Annotated in this window: 20 protein-coding genes, 1 tRNA gene and 1 other RNA gene; 7 read left to right on the top strand and 15 right to left on the bottom strand. The window is 69.2% G+C overall.

All coding sequences use genetic code 11. The features are described from left to right. The first annotated feature begins 37 nt into the window (after nt 1-37). Entirely contained in the window at nt 38-892 is an 855-nt protein-coding gene (locus IEV64_RS11875) for a fructosamine kinase family protein (RefSeq protein ID WP_188423961.1), read from the top strand. Between the two features lie 114 nt (nt 893-1,006). Next, on the top strand, nt 1,007-2,908 hold the full coding sequence (gene recJ3 / locus IEV64_RS11870) for an exonuclease RecJ3 (protein WP_188423960.1): 1,902 nt from the start codon (nt 1,007-1,009) through the stop codon (nt 2,906-2,908). A gap of 24 nt (nt 2,909-2,932) precedes the next feature. Here the strand turns inward: recJ3 and IEV64_RS11865 are convergent, their stop codons facing one another. Together IEV64_RS11865 and IEV64_RS11860 are read right to left on the bottom strand one after the other, a co-directional pair. Then, nucleotides 2,933-4,621, bottom strand: a complete 1,689-nt coding sequence (locus tag IEV64_RS11865) for a phospholipase D-like domain-containing protein (protein ID WP_188423959.1) — start codon at nt 4,619-4,621, stop codon at nt 2,933-2,935. Between the two features lie 123 nt (nt 4,622-4,744). Then, nucleotides 4,745-6,004, bottom strand: coding sequence for a HEAT repeat domain-containing protein (locus IEV64_RS11860; RefSeq protein WP_007273354.1), 1,260 nt, complete (start codon nt 6,002-6,004; stop codon nt 4,745-4,747). A gap of 120 nt (nt 6,005-6,124) precedes the next feature. Between IEV64_RS11860 and IEV64_RS11855 the strand changes: the two genes are divergently transcribed. The 3 genes from IEV64_RS11855 to IEV64_RS11845 all read left to right on the top strand — a co-directional run bounded on the left by IEV64_RS11855 (nt 6,125) and on the right by IEV64_RS11845 (nt 8,922). Next, nucleotides 6,125-6,889, top strand: coding sequence for a carbon-nitrogen hydrolase family protein (locus IEV64_RS11855; protein ID WP_007273355.1), 765 nt, complete (start codon nt 6,125-6,127; stop codon nt 6,887-6,889). Between the two features lie 63 nt (nt 6,890-6,952). Further along, complete coding sequence (locus tag IEV64_RS11850) at nt 6,953-8,041, top strand: NADH:flavin oxidoreductase/NADH oxidase (RefSeq protein WP_007273356.1); 1,089 nt, start codon at nt 6,953-6,955, stop codon at nt 8,039-8,041. Between the two features lie 74 nt (nt 8,042-8,115). Further along, a complete protein-coding gene (locus IEV64_RS11845; protein ID WP_188423958.1) occupies nt 8,116-8,922 on the top strand; it encodes a DUF7547 family protein in 807 nt (268 codons plus the stop codon). Nucleotides 8,923-8,951: 29 nt separating this feature from the next. Here IEV64_RS11845 and IEV64_RS11840 read toward each other — a convergent pair whose 3' ends face one another. The 3 genes from IEV64_RS11840 to IEV64_RS11830 are packed head-to-tail and all read right to left on the bottom strand — an operon-like array spanning nt 8,952 to nt 10,991. Next, complete coding sequence (locus IEV64_RS11840; RefSeq protein ID WP_188423957.1) at nt 8,952-9,425, bottom strand: hypothetical protein; 474 nt, start codon at nt 9,423-9,425, stop codon at nt 8,952-8,954. Between the two features lie 40 nt (nt 9,426-9,465). Then, complete coding sequence (locus IEV64_RS11835; protein ID WP_188423956.1) at nt 9,466-9,840, bottom strand: OB-fold domain-containing protein; 375 nt, start codon at nt 9,838-9,840, stop codon at nt 9,466-9,468. Then, nucleotides 9,840-10,991 carry a thiolase family protein gene (locus IEV64_RS11830; protein ID WP_007273359.1) on the bottom strand — a complete coding sequence of 384 codons (1,152 nt, stop codon included), beginning with the start codon at nt 10,989-10,991 and terminating at the stop codon, nt 9,840-9,842. The genes IEV64_RS11835 and IEV64_RS11830 overlap by 1 nt, the downstream gene beginning before the upstream one ends. 93 nt (nt 10,992-11,084) lie before the next feature. Between IEV64_RS11830 and IEV64_RS11825 the strand changes: the two genes are divergently transcribed. Both IEV64_RS11825 and ffs read left to right on the top strand, forming a co-directional pair. Further along, on the top strand, nt 11,085-11,498 hold the full coding sequence (locus IEV64_RS11825) for a DUF7548 family protein (protein WP_007273360.1): 414 nt from the start codon (nt 11,085-11,087) through the stop codon (nt 11,496-11,498). 122 nt (nt 11,499-11,620) lie between these two features. After that, an RNA gene (gene ffs / locus IEV64_RS11820) (signal recognition particle sRNA) lies at nt 11,621-11,932 on the top strand. 174 nt (nt 11,933-12,106) lie between these two features. Here ffs and tatA read toward each other — a convergent pair. The 10 genes from tatA to IEV64_RS11770 all read right to left on the bottom strand — a co-directional run bounded on the left by tatA (nt 12,107) and on the right by IEV64_RS11770 (nt 21,797). After that, nucleotides 12,107-12,367 carry a twin-arginine translocase TatA/TatE family subunit gene (tatA, locus tag IEV64_RS11815; protein ID WP_007273361.1) on the bottom strand — a complete coding sequence of 87 codons (261 nt, stop codon included), beginning with the start codon at nt 12,365-12,367 and terminating at the stop codon, nt 12,107-12,109. Nucleotides 12,368-12,476: 109 nt separating this feature from the next. Further along, on the bottom strand, nt 12,477-13,247 hold the full coding sequence (locus tag IEV64_RS11810) for an SDR family oxidoreductase (protein WP_188423955.1): 771 nt from the start codon (nt 13,245-13,247) through the stop codon (nt 12,477-12,479). 113 nt (nt 13,248-13,360) lie between these two features. Beyond that, nucleotides 13,361-13,431 (bottom strand) — tRNA-Gly (locus IEV64_RS11805). Nucleotides 13,432-13,608: 177 nt separating this feature from the next. Next, on the bottom strand, nt 13,609-14,844 hold the full coding sequence (locus IEV64_RS11800; protein ID WP_188424106.1) for a DUF4382 domain-containing protein: 1,236 nt from the start codon (nt 14,842-14,844) through the stop codon (nt 13,609-13,611). A gap of 122 nt (nt 14,845-14,966) precedes the next feature. Next, the gene (locus IEV64_RS11795; protein ID WP_188423954.1) at nt 14,967-15,995 is read right to left on the bottom strand and encodes an NAD(P)/FAD-dependent oxidoreductase; all 1,029 of its coding nucleotides are present in this window, start codon (nt 15,993-15,995) and stop codon (nt 14,967-14,969) included. 134 nt (nt 15,996-16,129) lie between these two features. Further along, nucleotides 16,130-16,783: a class I SAM-dependent methyltransferase gene (locus IEV64_RS11790; RefSeq protein ID WP_188423953.1), complete on the bottom strand. Its 654-nt coding sequence runs from the start codon at nt 16,781-16,783 to the stop codon at nt 16,130-16,132. 129 nt (nt 16,784-16,912) lie between these two features. After that, on the bottom strand, nt 16,913-19,039 hold the full coding sequence (locus IEV64_RS11785; protein WP_188423952.1) for a type II secretion system F family protein: 2,127 nt from the start codon (nt 19,037-19,039) through the stop codon (nt 16,913-16,915). A gap of 1 nt (nt 19,040) precedes the next feature. Then, nucleotides 19,041-20,735 carry a type II/IV secretion system ATPase subunit gene (locus IEV64_RS11780; RefSeq protein ID WP_049920353.1) on the bottom strand — a complete coding sequence of 565 codons (1,695 nt, stop codon included), beginning with the start codon at nt 20,733-20,735 and terminating at the stop codon, nt 19,041-19,043. Between the two features lie 101 nt (nt 20,736-20,836). Continuing rightward, complete coding sequence (locus tag IEV64_RS11775) at nt 20,837-21,334, bottom strand: DUF7549 family protein (protein WP_188423951.1); 498 nt, start codon at nt 21,332-21,334, stop codon at nt 20,837-20,839. 97 nt (nt 21,335-21,431) lie between these two features. Next, nucleotides 21,432-21,797 carry a cupin domain-containing protein gene (locus IEV64_RS11770; RefSeq protein ID WP_007273369.1) on the bottom strand — a complete coding sequence of 122 codons (366 nt, stop codon included), beginning with the start codon at nt 21,795-21,797 and terminating at the stop codon, nt 21,432-21,434. Between the last annotated feature and the right edge of the window lie 196 nt (nt 21,798-21,993).

Genomic DNA, 21,993 nt, shown 5'->3' with positions numbered 1-21,993 from the left:
CCGCCATACTGAGGTCGGCGCTCGCCCGACCTCGGGTGTGACGCTCGATTCCGACCTCGCCGCTCGCGTGACCGACGCGCTCGACGCCGACGCGCCGCCGACCGCGACGACCGAACTCGACGGCGGACACGTCGGCCGCGTCTACCGCCTCGACTTCGACGGGCGCGACCCCGTCGTCGCAAAGGTGGGCGACACGCCGCTCGACGTGGAGGCGGCGATGCTCGACTCGCTCGCCGCGGCCGGCCTTCCGGTCCCCGCGGTCCACCACGCCGACGCCGACCTGCTCGTCCTCGACTACGTCGAGGGCGCGTCAGAGTTGACCCCCGCCGCCGAGCGCGACCTCGCCGCCCACCTCGCCGCGCTCCACGAGACGACCGCGCCGGCGTTCGGTTTCCCTTACGACACGCTCTCGGGACCGTACCGCCAGCCGAACCCGTGGACCGACTCGTGGGTGGCGTTCTTCCGCGACCAGCGCCTCCTGCCGTGGGCCGAGGCGGCGCTCGACGCCGGACTCCCCGCCGCGACAGCCGAGCGAATCGAGTCGGTCGCCGCCGACCTCGACGCGCTCCTCGTCGAACCGGCGGCCCCGCGGCTCGTCCACGGCGACGTGTGGGGCGCGAACCTCCGCGCCCGCGACGACCGCGTCGTCGCCTTCCTCGACCCGGCGTGTTACTACGGCCACCCCGAGGTCGAACTGGCCTACATCGACTGGTTCGACGCCGTCGGCGACGCCTTCTTCGACGCCTACGACGAGCGCCGACCCATCGCCGACGGCTTCTTCGAGGACCGCTCGCCCGCCTACGCGCTGTTCCCGCTCCTCGAACACGTCCGCGTCTTCGGGGCCGACTACGTCTCGTCGGTCGAAGACGCGCTGGACGAACTCGGCTACTGACCGCCCGCGAACGCGAGTCTCGGGCCGAACCGAGTCGAATCGAGTCGTGAGAACCCGCCGCGCACGCGAGATGCTTTTGTAAAGCTTAACACTACCCCCTGACCTAGCGGGACTATGAGCGACGAGCACGCCGGGGATTCCGGCGACGACTCGCGTCCGAATTCGGACGCGCGACCTATCGTCTATGATCTCGCACCGAACTGTACCGCTGACGACGTCGAGACCGACGCGTACTACCACGCCGTCGTCAACGGCGTCGTGGAGTACGGCATCTTCGTGGACATCTCCGACTCCGTCTCCGGTCTCATCCACGAGTCCAACCTCTCGGCCGACTACGAGGTCGGCGACCGACTGGTCGTCCGCCTCGAATCCGTCCGCGAGAACGGCGACATCGCGTTCGCCGAGGACACGCCCGACGACTACCGAACCCTGACCGTCGACCACGAGCCGACCATCACACCTATCTCCAGTCTCTCGGTCGGCGAGTCGGTCACCGTCGAGGGCGTCGTCACGCAGATCAAGCAGACCGGCGGCCCGACCGTCTTCCGCATCGCCGACGACTCCGGTATCGTCGCCGCCGCCGCCTTCGAGGAAGCCGGCGTCCGCGCGTTCCCCGAAGTCGACCTCGACGACGTGGTCCGCATGGCCGGCACCGTCGAAGACCACGAGGGCACCCGACAGCTCGAAGTCGACGGCCTGACCGTCCTCGACGACGAGGCCGCGGCCGACGCCCGCCAGCGCATCGACGCCGCGCTCGACGAGCGCGCCGAGCCCGAACCCGTCGAACCGCTCGTTGAGTGGTCGGCGTTCGAGAAGCTCCGCGGCGACCTCGAAGACGTGGCGCGCCTGCTCCGCCGGACGGTCCTCGAAGGCCGCCCGATTCGCGTCCGCCACCACGCCGACGGCGACGGCATGTGCGCGTCCGTCCCGGTCCAACTGGCCCTCGAACGGCTCATCACCGAGGTCCACGACGACCCCGACGCGCCGCGACACCTGTTCAAGCGCCTGCCGAGCAAGGCCCCGTTCTACGAGATGGAGGACGTGACCCGCGACCTGAACTTCGCGCTCGAAGGGCGCGCCCGCCACGGCCAGCGGCTTCCCTTCCTGCTCATGCTCGACAACGGGTCGACCGAGGAGGACGTGCCCGCCTACGAGAACCTCGCGCACTACGACGTGCCCATCGCGGTCGTCGACCACCACCACCCCGACCCCGAGGCGGTCGACCCGCTTCTCGACGCCCACGTCAACCCCTATCTCCACGGCGAGGACTACCGCATCACAACCGGCATGATGTGCGTCGAACTCGCGCGGATGATTCACCCCGACGTGACCGACGAACTGCGTCACGTCCCCGCCGTCGCGGGGCTGTCTGACCGCTCGAAGGCGGAGGTCATGGACAACTACATCGCGCTCGCCGAAGACGAGGGCTACGACCGCGAACAGCTCCTCGACGTGGGCGAGGCGCTCGACTACGCCGCCCACTGGCTTCGCTACAACGACGGCGCGTCCATCGTCAACGACGTGCTCAACGTCGGCTGTGACGACGAGGAGCGCCACCGCGAACTCGTCGAGTTCCTCTCGACGCGCGCCGAGCGCGACGTCGAGCGCCAGCTCGAAGCCGCCGAGCCGCACCTCGAACACGAGCGCCTCGACAGCGGGGCCAACCTCTACCGCATCGACCTCGACAAGTGGGCCCACCGCTTTACCTACCCCGCGCCGGGCAAGACCACGGGCAAACTCCACGACCGCAAGGTCCAGGAGACGGGCGAGCCGGTCATCACCATCGGCTACGGTCCCGACTTCGCCGTCCTCCGGTCCGACGGCGTCCGCCTCGACATCCCGCGGATGGTCGCCGAACTGAACGAGGAGGTCGTCGGCGGCGGCGTCTCCGGCGGCGGCCACCTCGTCGTCGGCTCCATCAAGTTCGTCAGCGGCATGCGCCAGGAGGTCATCGACAGCCTCGTCGAGAAGATGGCCGAAGCCGACATCGACGAAGAGCTGTCGACGACGGCATAAGGTCGCAGACGCGGTTCCCGACACTCATTCTTCGAACTCCAGTCGCCTGAGCGCCGCGAGTCCGACGACGACTGCGAGGGCGGCCGCGGCGACGAGTCCCGTCCTCGGCTCCGCCCCGCGCCCGCTGGCCCGCCAGTCCGCCGCGAACGCCTCGCGGAAGTACGCCGCGGCGGCCGGGTCAGACAGCGCGAGCACGACTTCGCGGTTCTCGCGGGCCGAGTGCCGGTTCCAGTTGAGGCTCCCGACGAGCGCGGTGTCGTCGGCGACGACGCCCTTCGCGTGAATCGCGCCGTACCGCCCGCCGGGGCGCGCGAGTCGAACCGAGAGCGGACTGCCGGTTCTGTCGGCCCACTCGTTCAGTCGCTCGGCGAGCGCGCGGTTTTCCTCCTCGTCGTACCACGCGCTCCCGAGGAGGAGCCGGACGCGGACGCCGCGGCCAGCCGCACGCTTGAGTGCGCGGACGAACGGGCCGTCGGCCTCGACCGTCGGCTGTAGCACATCGATTCGCCCCTCGGCGGCGTCGAGTCGGGAGACGACCGCCGACTCGGCGTTGTCGGGCGCGCGGATGACGGCGACGCGGTCGACCCGCACCGACTCGGGGGCGACGCGCGAGGGGTACGAGCCGGTCGCCGACTCGGTGCGGACGAACGACCGGCCGACCCGGTACGTCTCCCACGGAGCGGTCTCGGGGAGGCTCGCGTCGTCTTCGAACGTGGCCGCGAGGTCGGCCGCGACGGTCGGCGAGCGCGCGACGACGCCCCAGCCGCGGCTCTTTCGCCCGCCCGTCCCCGCGGGCTTCCAGTTTTCGGTCATGACGAGCGCCGCGTCGTCGACGACGGCGTACTTCGGGTGGTGAAACGAGTGGGGGTCGCCGACGACCCGGACCGAGACGCCGGCGTCGGCGAGACGGTCGAGGACGCGCGCGGACCGCCGCGGGAAGCCGCCGACCGGGCTGTCTTCGACCAGTACCGAGACGGCGACACCGCGTTCGCGCGCGGCGACGAGTTCGTCCGCGACGCGCGCGGAGGAGACGACGTAGCCCGCGAGCAGAATCCGCTCGTCGGCCGCCCGGAGCGTCGCTATCGGGCGGTCCGGCGAGTCGGGGAGGACGAACAGCGTCGCGTTCGCGGGGCCGCGGGTCGTGACGTTCCGCCGGGGGAGCGCCCGCGGCCACCAGGACCACGCGCCGTCTCGCCGTTCGAGGAGCGCGCCCTCGCGGCTTCGCTCGTAGCTGAGGCGGTCGGCGACGACGCCGTTTCCGCCCTCGCCGTCGTCACCGACGACGCGGAGCGTGACCGTCTCGCCGCCGTTCGCGAGGTCGAGACCGGACGCGACGACGGGGCGGTCGGTCAGGTTCGACGCCGCGGCCGGGTCGGTGGCGACGGCGACCGTGCCGCCGGGCGCGACGAACGAGACGGTCTCCTCGCCGTCGGACAGCGAGAGTTCGGTTCCCGCGGGCGCGGCGACGGCGACGAACTCGCCGCGGTCGCCGGGCGTCGCCGGGTCGGGGAGCGCGGAGACGATGCGCGGTTCGCCCGATGCCGATGGGTCGGCGGTGGTGGTGGGGGCGGTAGAGGCGGTGGTGGGAGTGGCCGAGTCGGTCGCGTCCTCCGTTCCCGGCGCGGCCGCTATCGGCGCGGGGACGACGGCCGCGGCCGCGAGCAGGACGACGAGCGAGGCGGCGAACGCGGCGGTGAGTGGCCGGCGGGACACACCCCGCGGTGGTCGCGTTCGCCTACAAAAACGTTCGCGACCGGGGACTCAGCGCGGGTGACTGCGAGAGAAATGGAACTAAAGGGGACCGCAGAACCGCCGGGGTGCCGCGTCGGTCGCGTCTCAGACGGTCGCTTCGGCCTCGACGTCGTCGCCGAGGAACTCGGCGGCGAGCTCGGCCTCGCGCTGGACGAGGAACGAGCGGTCGTCGGTGTAGCCGGCGGCCGCTTCGAGCGCGTCTTGCGTGCCGATCTGCCGGAGCGCCCACGCGGCGCTGGCGCGGACGGAGTCCACGTCGTCGTCGCCGACGACGTCCGAGAGCGGCTCGACGGCGCGGGTGTCGCCGATGAGGCCGAGCGCGCGCGCGGCGGCCGAACGGACGTTGTCGTTCTCGGTGACGAGCTTGTTCGCGATGGGCTGGGTCGCCTCCTCGGAGCCGATTTCGCCGAGCGCCTTGAACACGACCTTCTGGAGCGCGGGGTCGCTGTCGGTGTCGACGTAGTCGACGAGCATCTCGACGCCCTCCTCGGCGGCCATCTTCCCGATGGCCTTGATGACGCCCTTGTCGCGGCGCTTGGCCTGCCCCTCGATGGTCTCGTAGGCGCGGTCGTCGTTCATCCGCGTGAACGCCTCGATGCAGTACTCCTGCATGAAGTCGGACTGGAAGCTCTCGAAGGCGAGGGCAATCATCTCGACGTTGCCGCGCTTTTCGTGTTCCTTCAGCGCCGACAGCTCCGGCGGGTAGTCCTTGTAGTGGCCGAGCACGTCGTAGAAGCCCTGCACTTGGAGCTTCTCTCGCGTTTCGAGGTCGTCCCACTCCTGGGCGTCGTCGAGGCCGTCCGCGAGGCCGTCGGCGACCCCGATGAGGTCCGCGATGGTCTCCGCGTCCTCGTCGGCGTCGAGGTCGGCGGCTTCGACGGCCGCGATGGCGTCGTCGACGGCGGCGGTCAGCGCGTCCTCGTCGTCGCCGTCGACCGAGACGCCCGCGTCGAGCACGCCGTTGAACTCGTCGGCGAACGTCTCGACCGCGGCGACGATTTCGCCTTCGCCCTGCTCGGTCCACCGGGTGTCCGTAATCGTGGACTTGGCTTCTTCGAGCGTCTCGACGGCGTCTTCGGCGTAGGGGCCGCGCTGGGATTCGAGGTCGTCGCGCAGGTCGGACAGGCGCGACTCGAGCTCCTCGGCGGGGTCCTCTTCGTCTTCGTCGTCCGGTTCGGGCAGGTCCGCGGCCTCCACGTCGGCCTCGATGCCGTCGAGCGTGGCCTCGACCTCGTCGAGGTCGGCTTCGGTCTCGGCCGCGTCGAGAGCCTCCTCGGCCTCGGTCAGGCGCTCGTCGAAGCTCTCGGGCGAGAGTTCTGTCGTATCGTCGTCCCCGTCACTCATATGCCGGAAGTCCGTTCGACTGTAAAAAGAGCGTTTCCCTTCGCTCCGCGTCTCCGGACCGGGGACCGACCGTCGATTCCATCCGGGTCACTTTTTCTCGACCCGCCCGTTCCACCGAGCGTGACCGGTCCAACCATCGCCGTGCCACAGCGCGCCGCGTTCGACCTCGACCCGGCGCGAAACGAGGCGGACGTGCGCGCCCGCGCCGCCGACCTCCCCGAGTCGGTCGATGTCGCGCTGTTCTCCGAGTACGCGCTCACGGGGTTCGTCGCCGACACTCGCGCGTTCAGCGGCGCGATACCTCGGGAGCGCGCGACCGACTTCCTCGCCTCGGTCGCCGCCGAAAACGCGTTCGACGTGCTCGCGGGCTACCTCGAACGCGACGGCGAGACGCTCTACAACGCGGCCGCCTACGTCCGCCCCGACGGCTCGGCGACCGTCTACCGCAAGCGACACCTCTGGGGCGGCGAGGCCGCGGTCGTCACGCCGGGCGACGAACTTGTCGTCGCGGACACGCCCGCGGGACGGACGGGACTCCTCACCTGCTACGACCTGAACTTCGTCGGCGACAGCGCCGCGCTGACCGACGAGCGAGTCGACGCCCTGTTCGTCGTCGGCGCGTGGCCCGCCGCCCACTCGACGAACTGGCGACTGCTCTGTCGCGCCCGCGCCCTCGACGGGGTCCGATGGCTCGTCGGCGCGAACCGGACGGGAAGCGGGTCGATTTCGGGGACTGCGGGCACGGAGTACGCGGGTCGCTCGCTCGTCGTCAGGCCCGACGGCGTCGTCGCGGCGGCGCTGAACCGCGGCGAGCGCGACCTCGTCTGGACGCTCGACCGTGACCTGCTCGCCGAACAGCGCGCGTTCGTCGGGTCGGTAGAGTAGCCGGAACCGGACTGCATCACCGGAACCGAGGGGGGTTTTTCCGCCCCCGCCCAATCGGGGTCGATGACGGACACGCTCTTTACGCCGCTTTCGCTCCGCGAGACGGAGGTCCGAAACCGAATCATGGTCTCGCCGATGTGCCAGTACTCCTCGACCGACGGCTTCGCCGAGGACTGGCATCTCGTCCACCTCGGCAGTCGCGCCGTCGGCGGCGCGGGCATCGTGATGTCCGAGGCGACGGCCGTCTCCCCCGAGGGGCGCATCACGCCGAACGACCTCGGCATCTGGTCGGACGACCACGTCGAGAAGCTCAGCCAGATAACCTCGTTCGTCTCGTCGATGGGAAGCACGCCGGCCGTCCAACTCGCCCACGCGGGCCGGAAGGCGAGCAAGTCCCGGCCGTGGGAGGGAAGCGAGCCGGTCGCGCCCGAAGGCGGCGGGTGGACAACCGTCGCACCCAGCGACGCGCCGTGGCCCTACGAGGGCGAGGCCCCGCCGACTCGAAAGCTATCGACCGACGGCATCGCGGGCGTCGTCGACGACTTCCGCGCCGCGGCCGAGCGCGCCCTCGACGCCGGCTTCGAAATCGCCGAGGTTCACGCGGCCCACGGCTACCTCCTCCACGAGTTCCTCTCGCCGGTCACGAACCGGCGCGACGACGAGTACGGCGGTTCGTTCGAGAACCGCACGCGGCTCGTCCGCGAGGTCACGGAAGCGGTCCGCGAGGTCTGGCCCGACGACAAGCCCGTCTTCGTCCGCATCTCGGCGACCGACTGGCTGGACGACCGCGAGTCGTGGGACATCGAGCAGTCGGTCCGCCTCGCGGCCGCCCTCGACGACCTCGGCGTCGACCTCGTCGACGTGAGCGCCGGCGGCATCCACCCCGACCAGCGGATTCCGAACACCGGCCCCGGCTATCAGATTCCCTTCGCGGAGGTCATCCGCGAGGAGACCGACGCGACGGTCGGCGCGGTCGGCGGCATCCGAACCGCGCGCCACGCCGACGAGGTCGTCCGAAACGGCCGGGCCGACCTCGCCATCGTCGGCCGCGAGCACCTCTACGACCCGTACTTCGCGCTCCACGCCGCGGACGAACTCGCCGCAGACGCGGAGTGGCCGCCGCAGTACCAGCGCGCCGTCCCGCGTCGGTAAGGAAGCGACTCTCGGACCGAACTGATTTTCCACTCCCTCGAACGCTTATCCCCGCGGCGGCCCAACCGTGGCCCATGAGCGACCGACGACGCGACGACGACATCCTCGACTTACTCGACGAACTCGGGGACACACTCGACGAACTCGGCGCGGAACTCCGCGAGGAGCGCGACCGCAACCGGGGCCGCGACCGCGGCCGACGCGTCACCGGCGACGACCGATTTCGGCCCCCGCGTCCCCCGACGTTCGGCGAGGTCCTGCGGTTCACCGAGTCGTACACCATCCCGACGGTCATCGCCGTCCTCGAAGCGACTATCGCCTCTCTCGAACTGCTCCGCCGCCTCATGCGGCTTTCCGACCCCGGCCGCGCGATGGAAGACGCCCGAGGCGAGACGGAGTCCCGGATGCGAAACGTCCCGAAGAGCGCCGTCTCCGGCGTCGACCGCGCCCTCGACGAACTCAGAAACGCGCTCTCGGAGGCCGACTTGCCCTCGAACCCCGAGGCTCGGGACGTGATGGACCGCGCCCGCTCGCTGGCCGACGAACTCGACGCCCGAATCACCGAGGCCGAACGCGAGCGGACCTCCCGCGAGCGCCGCTGGCGCGAGGACGAGCGCACGTTCGAATCCGAGTGGCAACGGCGCGACGAGAGCCGGCGCTCCCGCGACGAAACGCCCTCCCGCGACCCCGAACCGGTCGGCACGGGGCCGGTCCGAATCGACGTGACCGAGGAGGCCGACCCGGACGTCGACGACGGCGGGAGCGGCGAGCCGACCGTCGACGTCGACGCCGAACTGGAGTCGATTAAGCGCGAAGTGAAAGGCGACGACGAGGGCGACGGAACCGACGCGGACGCGGGCGACGAACCGAGCGACCGCTGAGCGCGGCACCCCCGAGCTCTGCGTTCGACTCAGCGCGTCGGTCGCACGGCCACGCGGACCACGCCGCCGACCCACGCCGAAAGCCCGAGGAGCGCGCCGCCCGCGCCGCCGGCCACGAGGACGGGCGTGAACTGCACGCCGCTGACGAGGACGAAAAGCGCGAACAGAAGCGAGATGACGCCGACGAGCGCCAGCGCCGCCGCCGCGCCGAGTCGCCACCACGCGAGGTCGGTCGCCTTCGAAGTCTCGCGGACGACTCGGGCCACGCCCGCGGCGACGACGCCGAGGCCGACGAGATAGGCGGCGAACAGCACGTCGTAGCCCGCACCCGCGGACCCGAACGCGACTTCGAGGGCGTCGAAGCCGACGACGAGCAGGTACGTCGGCAGTTGGAGCGGTTGGAACTGGACGCCGTAGCCGAGGCCGTACAGCCCGGCCAGTACCGCCGTGGCGACCGCCGCGTCGCGCGCGAAGGAGACGGAGACGCCGCTGGTGCGGTTCATACCCGAGATAGAAGGTGTATTTATATCAACACTCGCCCGCTCAGAGCGGTTCGAAGCGGTAGCCGTCCCACTCTTGACTCGCGGGCTCGCGGATGCCCGCGCCGGGCTCGCGGAGTTCCTCGCAGTAGACCGGTCGCACCTCGTCGCCGATGTCGACCTCGTCCTCACCAGTGACCTGCCCGATTGCGCGGACGGGTTCGCCGTCCACGTCGAACTCGACGATGGCGAGCGTGTTGGGCTGGCGGACGCCCGGCGGCGTCGCCGTCGATTTCGTCCACGTCAGCACCGTCGCCGTGTAGTCGCTGAGGTCGACCGTGCCGACCGGCTCCTCGCCGCCGGGGCCGACCGGGTGGCCGGGGTAGGTGATGCTCCCGTCGGGGTAGCGGTACGCCTCCATTGGGGAATTGTCGGACATTATCGGGACTCCATGATGGTCGTGGTCACGCAGTTGCCGAAGCCGCCGACGTTGCACGCGAGGCCCACGTCGGCGTCGACCTGCCGCTCGCCTGCGTCACCGATGAGCTGTTTGTAAATCTCGTACACCTGCGCGACGCCCGAGGCCCCGAGGGGGTGGCCCTTCGACTTCAGGCCGCCGGACGTGTTGATGGGGAGGTCGCCGTCGCGGTCGGTGACGCCCTCGTCGACGGCCTTCCAGCCCTCGCCCTTCTCGAAGAAGCCGAGGTCCTCCGACTGGAGGAACTCGAGGATGGTGAACATGTCGTGGAGTTCGGCCACCTCGATGTCGTCGGGTTCGAGGTCGGCCATCTCGTAGGCGATTTCCGAGGAGTTGACGACGCCGCCCATCGTGGTCGGGTCGGCGCGCTCGTGGACGACGTGGGTGTCGGTCGCGCCGCCGATGCCGGAGATGACGGCGTAGTCGTCGGTGTACTCGCGGGCGACCGACTCGGGGCAGAAGACGAGCGCCGCCGAGCCGTCGGTGATGGGACAGAAGTCGTAGAGGCGAAGCGGGTCGGCGACGACCGGCGAGTCGAGGACGGTGTCGAGGTCGACCTCCTTGCGGAACTGGGCGTGGGGGTTGTCCACGCCGTTTTTGTGGTTCTTGACGGCGACCTTTCCGAGCGACTCCCGGGGGGCGTCGTAGGTGTCGAGGTAGAGCCGGGCGGTCAGCCCCGCGAAGGAGGGAAGCGTCACGCCGTGTTTGTACTCCACCGGGTGGGTCAGCGAGGCGATGACGTCCGTCGCCTCGGCGGTCGAGCGGTGGGTCATCTTCTCGCCGCCGACGAGCATCGTCATGTCGGACGCGCCGGAGGCGACGGACTGCCACGCGGCGTAGACGCCCGCGCCGCCGGACGAGGAGGTCTGGTCGATTCGGGCGGTGTAGGCGGGCATCGCCGCGAGGTCGTGGGCGAGGGCGTTCGGCACGCCCGTCTGGCCCTCGAACTCGCCGCTCGCCATGTTCGAGACGTAGAGGTGCTCGATTTCGTCGGGCGAGACGTCGGCGTCCGCGAGCGCGGCCTGCCCCGCCTCCGCGAGCAGTTCGCGAATCCACGCGTCCCGCTGGCCGAACTGGGTCATCGATGCACCGATAATCGCTACGCGGTCCATACGCGCACGTCGTCGCACCGCGATTTAAAACCGGGCAATCCCTCGCCGACACGTCTCAAACCGTTTATCAGGCGGTCGCCCGAACGACCGGCCATGGACGCCGAACGCCTCGCGCCGACGGTCGGAATCGTCGGCGCGCTGCTGCTCGCACTCGCCATCGCGATTCCCGCCGTCACCGTCGAGGCCGGGGACGGACAGGTGGCCGCCTACTACGCCGCGGGCCCGGTCGGCATCTCCTTTGTCGGGATGCTCGCGCTCCTCGAAACCGTCGTCTTCCTCTCGGGCAGACAGGAGCGGACCGACCCGGCGACGGCCGCCGGACTCGCCTTCGTGCTCTCGCTTTCGATGCTCGGCGTCGCCGCGCTGTGGTCGTTCTCCATCGACCAGACGCTCCTGTTCAGCTTCGACCAGCAGTACTCGTGGCTCACCTACCACCGCTGGTCCGTCGTGGCCGCCGCGTTCGTCACGTTCCTCGGCGGCGCGTGGTACGCCCGCGGCGTGTTGTAAGCCGACCCGACGGAACGGAAACCGACTTCTCGCGGGCGCGCCGCGTCGAAGCACCCCGACGGTGTCCCCCGATTTTCCCGCCTCCGAGTCGAAAGGCCCTTAACAGTCGGTGGACAATGAGGGAGTGGACTAGGTCGGGCAGTTAGGCCCTGCTCTCTACCCGCGAAATAGGTCTTCAGCGGGGACCGAACACGGGCGCGTCCGGTCAGACCGGCGCGGGCCCCGGAAGCCAACGTAGAAACCTCGTCCTTCGGGGACAGCGGCTCCGCGTACCCCTTCCGCAGGGAAGGGTTCGCGCGGTTCATCGGTGGTACCCCGCCAGGCGCGGAAGCGAGCAGCGGACCATCGGACGTGCGTCGCTCGAGGGATCGCGGGGTGGAGGAGGCAACCGGGATTCCCCACGTCGGAACGCCGGGCAACCTCGCTGTCCACCCATTCATACCTCATTCGGTTACTCGCCGACCGACCGGTCTCTCGGTCGCGGACTCGACGCTCCGAGTCACCGAGGTCGTGTTCTCGCCGACATCGAGCGCGCGCGAGCGACCGCCGACTGTCGGCACTCGCCGGGCGTGAAATAGCATAAGGGGTCTGTTTCCCCGGAGAGGCGTTTACTGTTTGTTCTCGGCTTCCGTCTCGGTCGCCTCGGCCTCGTCTTCTTCCTCGTCGTCGCTCTCGCCCCCTTCTGCGCCCTTCTTTAGTTCCTCTTCGATTTCCTCGCGGCCGCGGCGGAACTCGCCCATCGCCTGCCCCGACGACCGGGCCAGTTGGGGGAGTTTGTTCGCGCCGAACAGGAGGACGACGATGAGCAGGACGATGAGCAGTTCTGGGCCGCCCGGGAGTCCGGGGAACAGCGGAATGGAATCCAGCATTACGTTCGGTTACGTTCGGGGGGAAGATAAGACAGACGGTCCGCGGTGGTTCGTCGAATCCGTCGCAGTCCGCGTGTTTCGCTCGGACCACCACGACGTCACGCCCGCGTCACCGCCAACTGGTCCAGCCGCCGTCGACGACGATGGACTCGCCGGTGACGTACTTCGAGAGGTCGCTGGCGAGGAACACCGCCACGCCGGCCACGTCGTCCGGTTCGCCCTGCCGACCGAACGGAATCATCGCGGTCAACTGCGCCATCTGCTCCTCGCTGGTCTCTTCGGCCCCCTCGGGACCGATTTTCGTCTTGATAGCGCCGGGGTGAATCGCGTTCACCCGGACGCCGTCGCCGCCGAGGCCGTGGGCGAGCGAGTACGAGAGCGTCCGAACGGCCCCCTTCGACGCGCTGTACGACGGGTAGTTGCCGTTGCCGAAGATGCCGTTGACGCTGGAGACGTTGATGATGCTCCCTCCGCCGGACTCGACCATCCGCGCCGCGGCCGCCTGCGCCCCGAAGTACACGCCCTTCAGGTTGATGTCCATCATCTGTTGGAACTCGGCTTCGGTGACTTCGAGGAACTCCTCGGGCCGCCAGATGCCGGCGTTGTTCACCATCACGTCCACGCCGCCGAACGCCTCGGCGGCGTCCATCGCCGCCTCGAACGCGGCCGGGTCGGTCACGTCGAGTTCGACGTACGTCGCCGACGAGTCGGTGTCCGACTCGATTTGCTCGTGGGTCGGCGCGCCGCCCTCCTTCGGGTCTTCGCGGATGTCGCAGACCACCACGTCAGCGCCCTCCTCGGCGTAGGCCAGCGCGATTCCCCGTCCGATTCCTGAGCTACCGCCGGTTACGACCGCGACGCGGCCGTCGAGCAGACTCATGTGTGACACACCTCACACGAATATGGTGGGAACGATAGTTAAGGATAGCCGCCGATTCCGACGGGGTGAGAGTCGCTGAATGCTCTCCGCGGCGAGTAGCGGTTCGGAGAAGATGCACCGGCTGGGAATCGAACCCAGATAATTGGCTTGGAAGGCCAATGTCTTACCATTAGACCACCGGTGCTCGTTTCATTCGCACCGTGCATCGACGGACTCCGTCCGTCTCAACACCTGTGCTCGCTCGCTTCGCTCGCTCGCACCGAGCCTCGGCCTCGCTTCGCTCGGCCGAGATACCGGTGCGCGCGAACGCCGCGTCTATCCCTTCATTCTCGACGCCCCAATAAGGATGTTACCTTTTCGGTCAGGCGGCGAGGGAGGTCGATTCGCCGCCCTCGGCGGGGTTGTCGGGGGCGCTCCCGACGACTTCGAACTCGAACTCGGTCTCGGTTTCCGCCTCCCCGTCGACGGCGACCACCGTCACGTCCCGCTCGCCGGGGATGGCGACGCCTAACTCGCCGTCGGCGTCGGTGGTTCCGGCGGTCTCGCCGTTTATCGTCACCGTCGCGTTCTCCACGGGCGTCCCGTTCCGCGTGACGACGACCGTCGCGTTCTCGCCGGCGGAGACGTTCCCGTCGAAGCTCACGGTGAGGTTGCCCTCGGCGCGCTCGCCGTCGTCGCCGGTCTCGTTCTCGGCCGCTTCGACCCCGGCGTTCGCGTCTGCCTCGGCCTCTGCCTCAGCTTCGGCGTCCGCGTCGGCCGTCTCCTCCGCGCCGACCGTCGTAATCGGGACGTTCGTCCCCGACTCGCTCACGACGGGCTTGAGGACGTACTTCCCGCTCCCTCCCGCCTCGAACGCGGTGATGTCGAAGACGAAGTCCACGGACTCGCCGTTGCCGACTTCGAAGTCCGTGTTGAGCTGGAGCTTGTTGCTCGGGAGCTTCACGTCGACCTGTTCGCCGGTCTTCAGCGTCCCGTTCACGTCGCTCACCTGCACGAAGACCTTCGTGTAGTTCCCTTCGGGGACGTCGTACTCGCCGACGAGACTCGCGTTCTCGCCCTGTAGCTCGGTCAGGTCGACGGTCGCGTCGTCGACCTCGTAGGTGACGCTCGACTCGCCTTCGGCCGCGTCGGTGTCGTTCGCGTCGGCCGGTTCTTCGGTCTCAGCGTCGGCGTCGGCATCAGCGTCGGCGCCGACCGACCCGTTGGTCGAGGCGGACCCGTTCGTCGTGTTCGCCGTCGCGTTGGCTTCGATTTCTACCTCGACACTCGCGTTCGCCTCCGCGTCGGCGTCGCTCGCGGCGTCGGTATCAGTCTCGTTTTCGGTCTCGGCCTCCGCGTCGCCGGCGTCGGCTTCGGCCTCGCTCTCGGTCTCCGCGTCACCGTCCGCGCGGACGAGCGTCACGCGCTCGATGGTGACGTTGAGGTGTTCGAAGTCCGCGATGGCGTTCTGCTCGTCGCTCACGTAGAAGTTCACGGTCCCGGTCCGGGCCGCGTCGCCGCCGTCGGACGACGCGGTCGTCGTCGCGTCGGCGCTCCCGTCTGTCTGCGTCTCGGTCATCGTGCCGGCCCCGCCCGCACAGCCGGCCAGTACGACCATGAGCGCGAGCAGGACAGTCGCAAGTCCAGTACGTTTCATCGTGGGAGACCGTACTGGCCGAGAGAACTTTAGAAGGGTGTTCGTACGCTTCGGTTTTCACCGAATTTCGCCGAATTACGGCCTCAGTCGTCCGCGTGCGACTCGTTGAACCGTTTCGCCTTGTCGAGCAGACCGGGCGAGATGCCGGGCACGTCGTCGACGCTCACCGCGCCCTCGGCGCGAATCTCGTCGAGGCTCTTGGGGAACTCGCGGAGTTCCATGTGGATGGCGATGCCCGCTTTCGCGCCCTTGCCCATCGCCACCGGAATCTGGTTGTGACCGGGGGTGATGTCTCCGACCGCGAACACGCCGTCGACGCTGGTCCGGCCGTGGTCGTCCACGGGGACCGTCCCGTCGTCGTCGAGATCCACGTCGAGCGCCTCGAACAGCGTCGTGTTGTAGTTCGAGCCGTACATGGCGAAGCCGCCTTTGTACTCGCGGACGCTCCCGTCTTCGAACTCGAAGCTCTCCAGCCAGCCGTCGTCGCGCTTCGTCATGCCCGAAATCTCCTCCTCGACGATGTCGACGGGGTGCGCGCGGACGAGTTCGTCCGTCTCCTCGGACCACGTCGGCTCGTCGCCGCGAAGTAGCAGGTCCACCTCGTCGGTGAAGTTGAGCATTATCATGGCGACGTAGGCCGCCGAGTCGGAGTGGCCCATCACGTACACCGACTCGTCGACGAACATGTAGGCGTCGCAGTGGAGGCAGTAGTGCAGGCCCTTGCCGGTGCGGGGAAGCGGCGGGTCGGGCCGCTCGTCGTTGAAGCCGACGCCGAGGACGACGCGGTCGGCGACGAACTCGCCCTCGTTACCGACGAGGCGGAACCGACCGTCGTCCAACCGCTCCGCGTCGGTCACGAAGTCGCGGTGGATGTCGGTCCCGTAGTCTTCGAGCTGGCCGCGCGCGGTTTCGAGGAACTCGTTGCCGGAGACGTCCTCGGTGACGCCGATGACGTTGTGCGTGTCGAGCATCATGGCCGCGCGGCCGCCGCCGCGGTCAACGAGCGCGGTGTCGTGGCCCAGTCGCGTCGTGTAGAGCGCGGTCTGAAGTCCCGCCGGGCCGCCCCCCACGACGACAACCTCGTACTCCCGTGGTTCGTCGGTCTCGGTCATACACGGGCATTCGTCGCGGCGCTCTTAAGCCCACATCACCTGTGCGCGGCCGGCATCCACCCGAACCGTGATAGCAAGCGGCACGATTCCGTCCGGCGTCCGAAACCGTCCGCACCTCTCAGCGCCCGCGCCCTTCAGTTTCCGGCGACGACGGCGTAGCAGTTCCCGCTCGAAACCGTCGATTCGACCACCGAGAGGTCGCTCGCGTCGAGGTCGGCGTCGAACTCGTCGGGCGCGTAGATGTGGTAAAATCGGGGGACCGTCTCGCCGCCGGGGAGCGTCCAATCGACCGTCGTGTCGAACCCGTCCTCGCGGTCGAACGTGTCGTGGGCGGTGCTCCACGCGCTGACGACCGCGCGGCCGTCGGCGTCGAGCACGCGCGCGAGTTCGTTCAGGCTGGCGACGCGCGCCGCCCGCGGCGCGAGGTGGTGAATCGTCGCCACGTACACCGCGAGGTCGAAGGCGTCGTCGTCGAAGGGGAGCCGCGAGGCGTCGCCCTGCACGAGTCCGGCGTCGAAGCCGCGTTCGGCCGCCCGCGCGACCGCCTCGTCGAGGAGGCCGCGGCTCACGTCGAGACCGACGACGTCCTCGGCGTGCCCGGAGAGGAGTTCGACGTGCCGGCCGTTTCCACAGCCGAGGTCGAGCGCGCGGTCGGCCGGCCCCAACTCGGTCGCGTCGGCGACGAACGACTCGACTTCGGGCCACGGGTACTCGCGGGTCGACGCGAAGTGCGACGCGATGCGGTCGTACGTCTCGCGGACCCCGTCTCGGGGTTCGTCTCCGTCCATGCCGGTCGGTCGGGGCGGCGGGACAAAGACCGCACGGGTCGCGGGCGACCAGCGCCGGCGGCGGAACGCGGCTTCGACCCGGCGACTGCGGGGGGCGCGGGAGACGCGAGAGGCACAGGAGCCGGGGCGTCAGATGAACATGAACGTCACGTAGGTGATGACGAGCAGGACGACGGCGTGTTTGACGCCGTCGGCGACCTGTCCCTCACCGAGCTGTCCGGCGACGAGGCCGGAGCAGAGCCCCTGAATCGCCGTGACGTGGAAGAACAACAGCGTGTACGAGGCCGTGTTTACGTCCCGGAGACCGGAGAACGTGCCCGAGCTGACGCCCGCGACGTCGCCGGAGCCGACGGCACCGGCGCTGGCCTGCTCGACCGCGGGGATGAACGACACCGTCAGCGCGGCGACGATACCGAGGAAGACGAGAAACGAGATGTAGATGACGAGGAGGTAGGTGACCATCTCCTGGTTCCGCTCGCGGGCGAGGCGGCGGCTGTCTTGGGCCTCGTTGGCCGCGATGCGGAGCACGGGCGCGAGGTCGCCGCTGGCGCTCATCGCGTTGGCGATGAGCGTCACCGACCGCGACACCATCGGGCTGGCCGTCCGGCGGTCCATCCGCCGGAGCGCGGTCTGGGCGTCGGCCCCCCAGTCGATGTCGCGGACGACGCGCTCGACCTCGTCGCCGAGCGGTCCGAGGTCCGACGCCGACACCCGGCGGAGGCTCTGGACGACCGTCAGGCCGGCCTCGTTGACGCTGGCGAGGCGGTCGAGGAAGTCGGGCATACTCTGCTCTATGGTGCGAATCCGGCGCTTACGCACCTCGTACAGCGCCGCGACGACGACGAGCGCGCCGACTGCGGCCTCGACGACGTGTTGGTCCGCCGCGCCGGCGACGTCGAGTATCGTGGGGTCCGCGGGGAGCGTGGTCCGGAGCGCGACCCAGACCAGCCCCAGCGGGACGGTGAGCGCGAGCGTGGCGAGCGGCTTGCGTCCGAGGCTATCGAGCGGGCGCTCGAACCAGTCGCGAACCGCGCGGAAGCGGTCGTAGGCGGCGAGTCGCTCGCGGTTCGCGCCCCACGGGTCGCCTCGGAGGTCGGTCTCGCCGCCGTCGGTCTCAGCCGGCCCCTCGCCGCCGGCGATTGCGCCGATGCGGCGAGCCGAGTCGCTCGCGGTGTCAGCCCCGTCGTCCGCGACCGTCGCGCCCCGGAGCGACTCGGTGATGCTGTCGATGTAGACGACGAACCCGAAACTCGCCAGCGGGATGCCGACGTAGCCGACGATGCGGATGAGCGTCAGCGTGTCCGCGAGGACGAGGCCGATGACGACGAGGACGGTGATGAAAAACAGCGGGCCGGCGACGAGGACGGTGACGTACACCTCCGCGAACGTCGAAAGCAGGTCGAGGTACTGCTGTTGTTGGGCCTCCGCCTCCGCCTGAAACCGCTCGTACTGCTCTTGGAGGAACGACGAGAGGTTGCGGCCGCTCCCGAGGACGCTCGCGAGGTTCTCGGCGAACTCTTCGAGGCTCGGACTCGGCGTCCGCGTGGCCATCGACTGGAGGGCCGTGAGCACGTCGGTGCCGAAGGCATCCATGTCGCGGACGACGATGCCGACCTCGCGCGCCGCCTCGCCGTAGATGGCCTCGTTTCGGGCCAGCGTCTCCAGCACCTTCGGGAACGGCATCCCCGACCGCGACAGCGCGAAGACGAACGCGACCGTCCGCGGGAGCGTCGCCTCGATCTCCGACGAGCGGGTCCGCGCCCGCTCGGTGAGGACGTACCACCGACCCCAGTAGACGCCGAGCGCGAGGAGCGTCCCGAGCGTCGCGCTCGAAAGCAGGAGCGCGAGAAACAGGTCGCGGAGCGGGAGCGCCTGAATGCTCGTGAGGCCGCCGAGGAAGCCGAGCGGGGCGGGGAGGACCTCACGAATCGTCTCGGACTGGACGGCGAGGGTGTCGAGCGTCGCGGCGGCGAGGTAGACGCCGAAGACGCTCCCGGTGACGCCGAAGACGCTCGCCATGAGGAGCGTCCGCGAGGCGTACACCCGGTGCGTGACGCTCACGTGCGCCGCCCGCAGTTGGTTTCGTTGTCCCCTGCGCCGGGGGTTCTCGTTGGCGACGTAGAACCCGAAGACGGAGAGCGCGACCCGCGAGACGAGGAGGTCGGCGGCGCGGCTCACCGGCGACAGGACGACGGGGAGGACGAGGAGGACGGCGAGGAAGAGCGGAAGCAGGAACAGCGACTGCGCGGCGGCCATCTCAGGCCTCCGGGCCGGCGTCGACGATGTCCTCGTCGGCCTCGACGCGCCGCATCACGTCGTCGGCGTCCGCGTAGTACTCGTTGATGAGCGCGGTGAAACGCCGGTAGTCGGAGACGCCCTTGTCGAGGAGGTACCGGAGGAACGTCTCGCGTCGCCGGAGCTCGCGCCGGAGCTCGGTCCGCGACCAGCCGTTCTCGCGCTGGATTTCGGTGAGAAGCGAGCTGTCGTTCTGGCTGAACGTGTCGGTCTCGGGCTCCCACGCGAACGCAGACGAGTAGTCGAGTTCGCCGGTCCGCTGGTCGATGTCGCCGATTTCGCCGATAGTCTGCGAGCGGCGGACGCGCTCGCCGTCGTGTCGGGTGAGCGTCTGGACGCACAGCAGGTCGAGCGACTGCACCATCGCGCGCGGGACGTTGATGGGCTCGTTTTCGAGGCGGTTGATGACCGTCTCGACGCTGTCGGCGTGCATCGTCGAGAACGTCGTGTGGCCGGTGTTCATCGCCTGAAACAGCGTCACGGCCTCGTCGCCGCGCACCTCGCCGACGATGATGTACTCGGGGCGGTGCCGGAGCGCGGACCGAAGCAGGTCGTACATCGAGATGTCGGTCCCCTCGTGGAGCCGCTCGCGGGTGACGGACGACAGCCAGTTGTCGTGGTAGAGCGCGAGTTCGCGGGTGTCCTCGATGGAAAGCACCTTCGACCGCGGCGGGACGAACATCGACACCGCGTTCATCGAGGTGGTCTTGCCCGAGGCCGTCCCGCCCGCGAAGATGAGGCTCTTGTTGTGTTCGATACAGAGCCACAGGTAGGCCATCTGCTCGATGGAGAACGTGCCGTAGCGCACGAGGTCGATGGGCGTGAACGGCTCTTCGGCGTAGAGGCGGATGGTGAACGCCGACCCCCGCGGCGTGACCTCCTCGCCGAGTGCTAGCTCTGCGCGCGCGCCGTTCGGAAGCGTCGTCCCGAGGACGGGGTCGCCGACGCTGATGTGCTGACCCGAGCGCTGGGCGAGTCGGATGACGTAGTTGTCGAGCTCCTCGGCCTCGAACGAGACGTTGGTGGCGATGTCGGTGTACTCGTCGTGGTAGACGAAAAGCGGCAGGTCGTAGCCGTCACACGAGATGTCCTCGATGTGCGGGTCCTTCATCAGCGGGTCCAGCGGTCCGTAGCCGTGGAAGTCGCGCCGGAGGTAGTACAGAAGCGTGTAGAAGGTGTTCATGTCGAGTTCCAGCCCGTACTGTTCGAGAATCGACTGGAGCTCCTCGACGAGCGCCGTCTCGGTCCGCGGGTCCGCCTCGCGGCGGTACAAAAGCGGGTCGCGGACGTCGGTGCGGACGCGTTCGAGTAGCGCCGCTTCGAACTCGTCGAGGTCGGGCTCGACGGTGTGGTACTGGTGGGCGGTCGCGTCCGTGTCGTAGGTGACGACGACGTAGGCGAACGGGGCGTTCACCCAGTAGCGGTCGACCTCCTCGTGGCCCTCGGGAATCTCGTAGGTCCCGAGCGGCGTGTCGTCGGGCGAAAGCGGGTGCACGTCGAGGTCCGATCCCCGCAACATCTCCGCGGTCCGGCGCAGGAGCCGCCGAGCCTCGGCGGTCGCGGCGTCGAACTCCCCGCCGGCGAGGAGTCTCAACACCCCTCTGTCGGCCGGCGAGTCGCGTATCGCCTTCGTCTCAGTGGTCGTATCTCGTGGCATCGTCACCCGGTCAGTTGGTCGGGAGGTATGGCGGGTCAGTACTTAAAAGGTCCGCGCGGGAGACTGTCACTCGGTGTGAACGACCGGCTCGCGGCTTCGGCTCAGGTGCGGTCGACGGTCAGGAGGACGCCGGCGAGGACGAGCGAGATGACGACGCCGAGGGGGAGCGGAATCCCCGGAAGCCCGCGCGTCACGAGGAGGTACGTCGCCGCGGCGAGGACGACGCCGACGACGCCGAGGAGGCCGCCGAGGACCCGAACGGGGTCGACCGGCCCGGCTTCGACCCGCTCGTCGCGCAGGTAGTAGACGAGGGAGAACAGCACCGCGAGCGCGAGGACGGCCGCGCCGACGACCCACGCCTGATACGCGACGGCGACGGTCTGTCCCGACTGGACTGAAAGCGAAGCAAGCGGGGACCTGACCACGACGGGAGTGGAGAGTCCCCACGCGAACTGAATCTCGGCGAAGGGGAACCGGACGAAAAGCAGGCTCACACCCGAGACGTTCGGCGTGTACGTGACGTTCCACGGGAGGAGCGCGCAGAGCCACGTCGAGACGACCGCCAGCGCACCCGCGTGTTCGGAGCGAACCCAGACCATAGGACAATCGCACGGTCTGACAGGTAAAAACTACCGACGGCGCGGGCACGTCGGCGGGGCGGCGCGGTCGCAGGCGGTCCCCGGTCCGGTCGACTCCTCAGGAGAGTCGTTCGGGGTCGTGAGTCAGGTCGCTCTCCGCGGCGTCGCCGGTGTTGAGCGTCTCGGTCGGCTCGACGAGGAGCACCTCGGTCGGTTCGAGTGCCACGGGCCGGTGTTCGACGCCGCGGGGGACCACGAGGAGGTCGCCCGGCCCGAGGTCCGCGTCGTCGCGGTCGCGGAACTCGATTCGGAGCCGCCCGTCGCAGACGAGAAACAGCTCGTCTGTCTCGTCGTGGGCGTGCCAGACGAACTCGCCGTCGAGCTTCGCGACCTTCACCGCGTAGTCGTTCAGCTCCGCGGCGATTCTCGGGGCCCACGTCTCGTCGAACGACGCGAAGCTCTCGTCGAGGTTGACGGGTTCCATACGCGGTTCGCTCGCGGCGGCGACCGATAACGGTTGTGACCGACGCGGTGGCGGTCGTTCGCTCGACGCGTCCTGACTCCGGCGGCGGCAGGAACCGGCGAGAGCGGCGTTTTCGCGTCGAATCGGCCCATTCGGTCGGTTTCGACCCCGGAACCACGGTTCGGGTGGCGTCACGTTAATAGGCCGCGCAGTCCAA

The organism is Haloferax sulfurifontis (assembly GCF_014635105.1).
GTDB classification, from domain to species: domain Archaea; phylum Halobacteriota; class Halobacteria; order Halobacteriales; family Haloferacaceae; genus Haloferax; species Haloferax denitrificans.
This window is presented reverse-complemented; position numbering and strand designations above follow the sequence as displayed.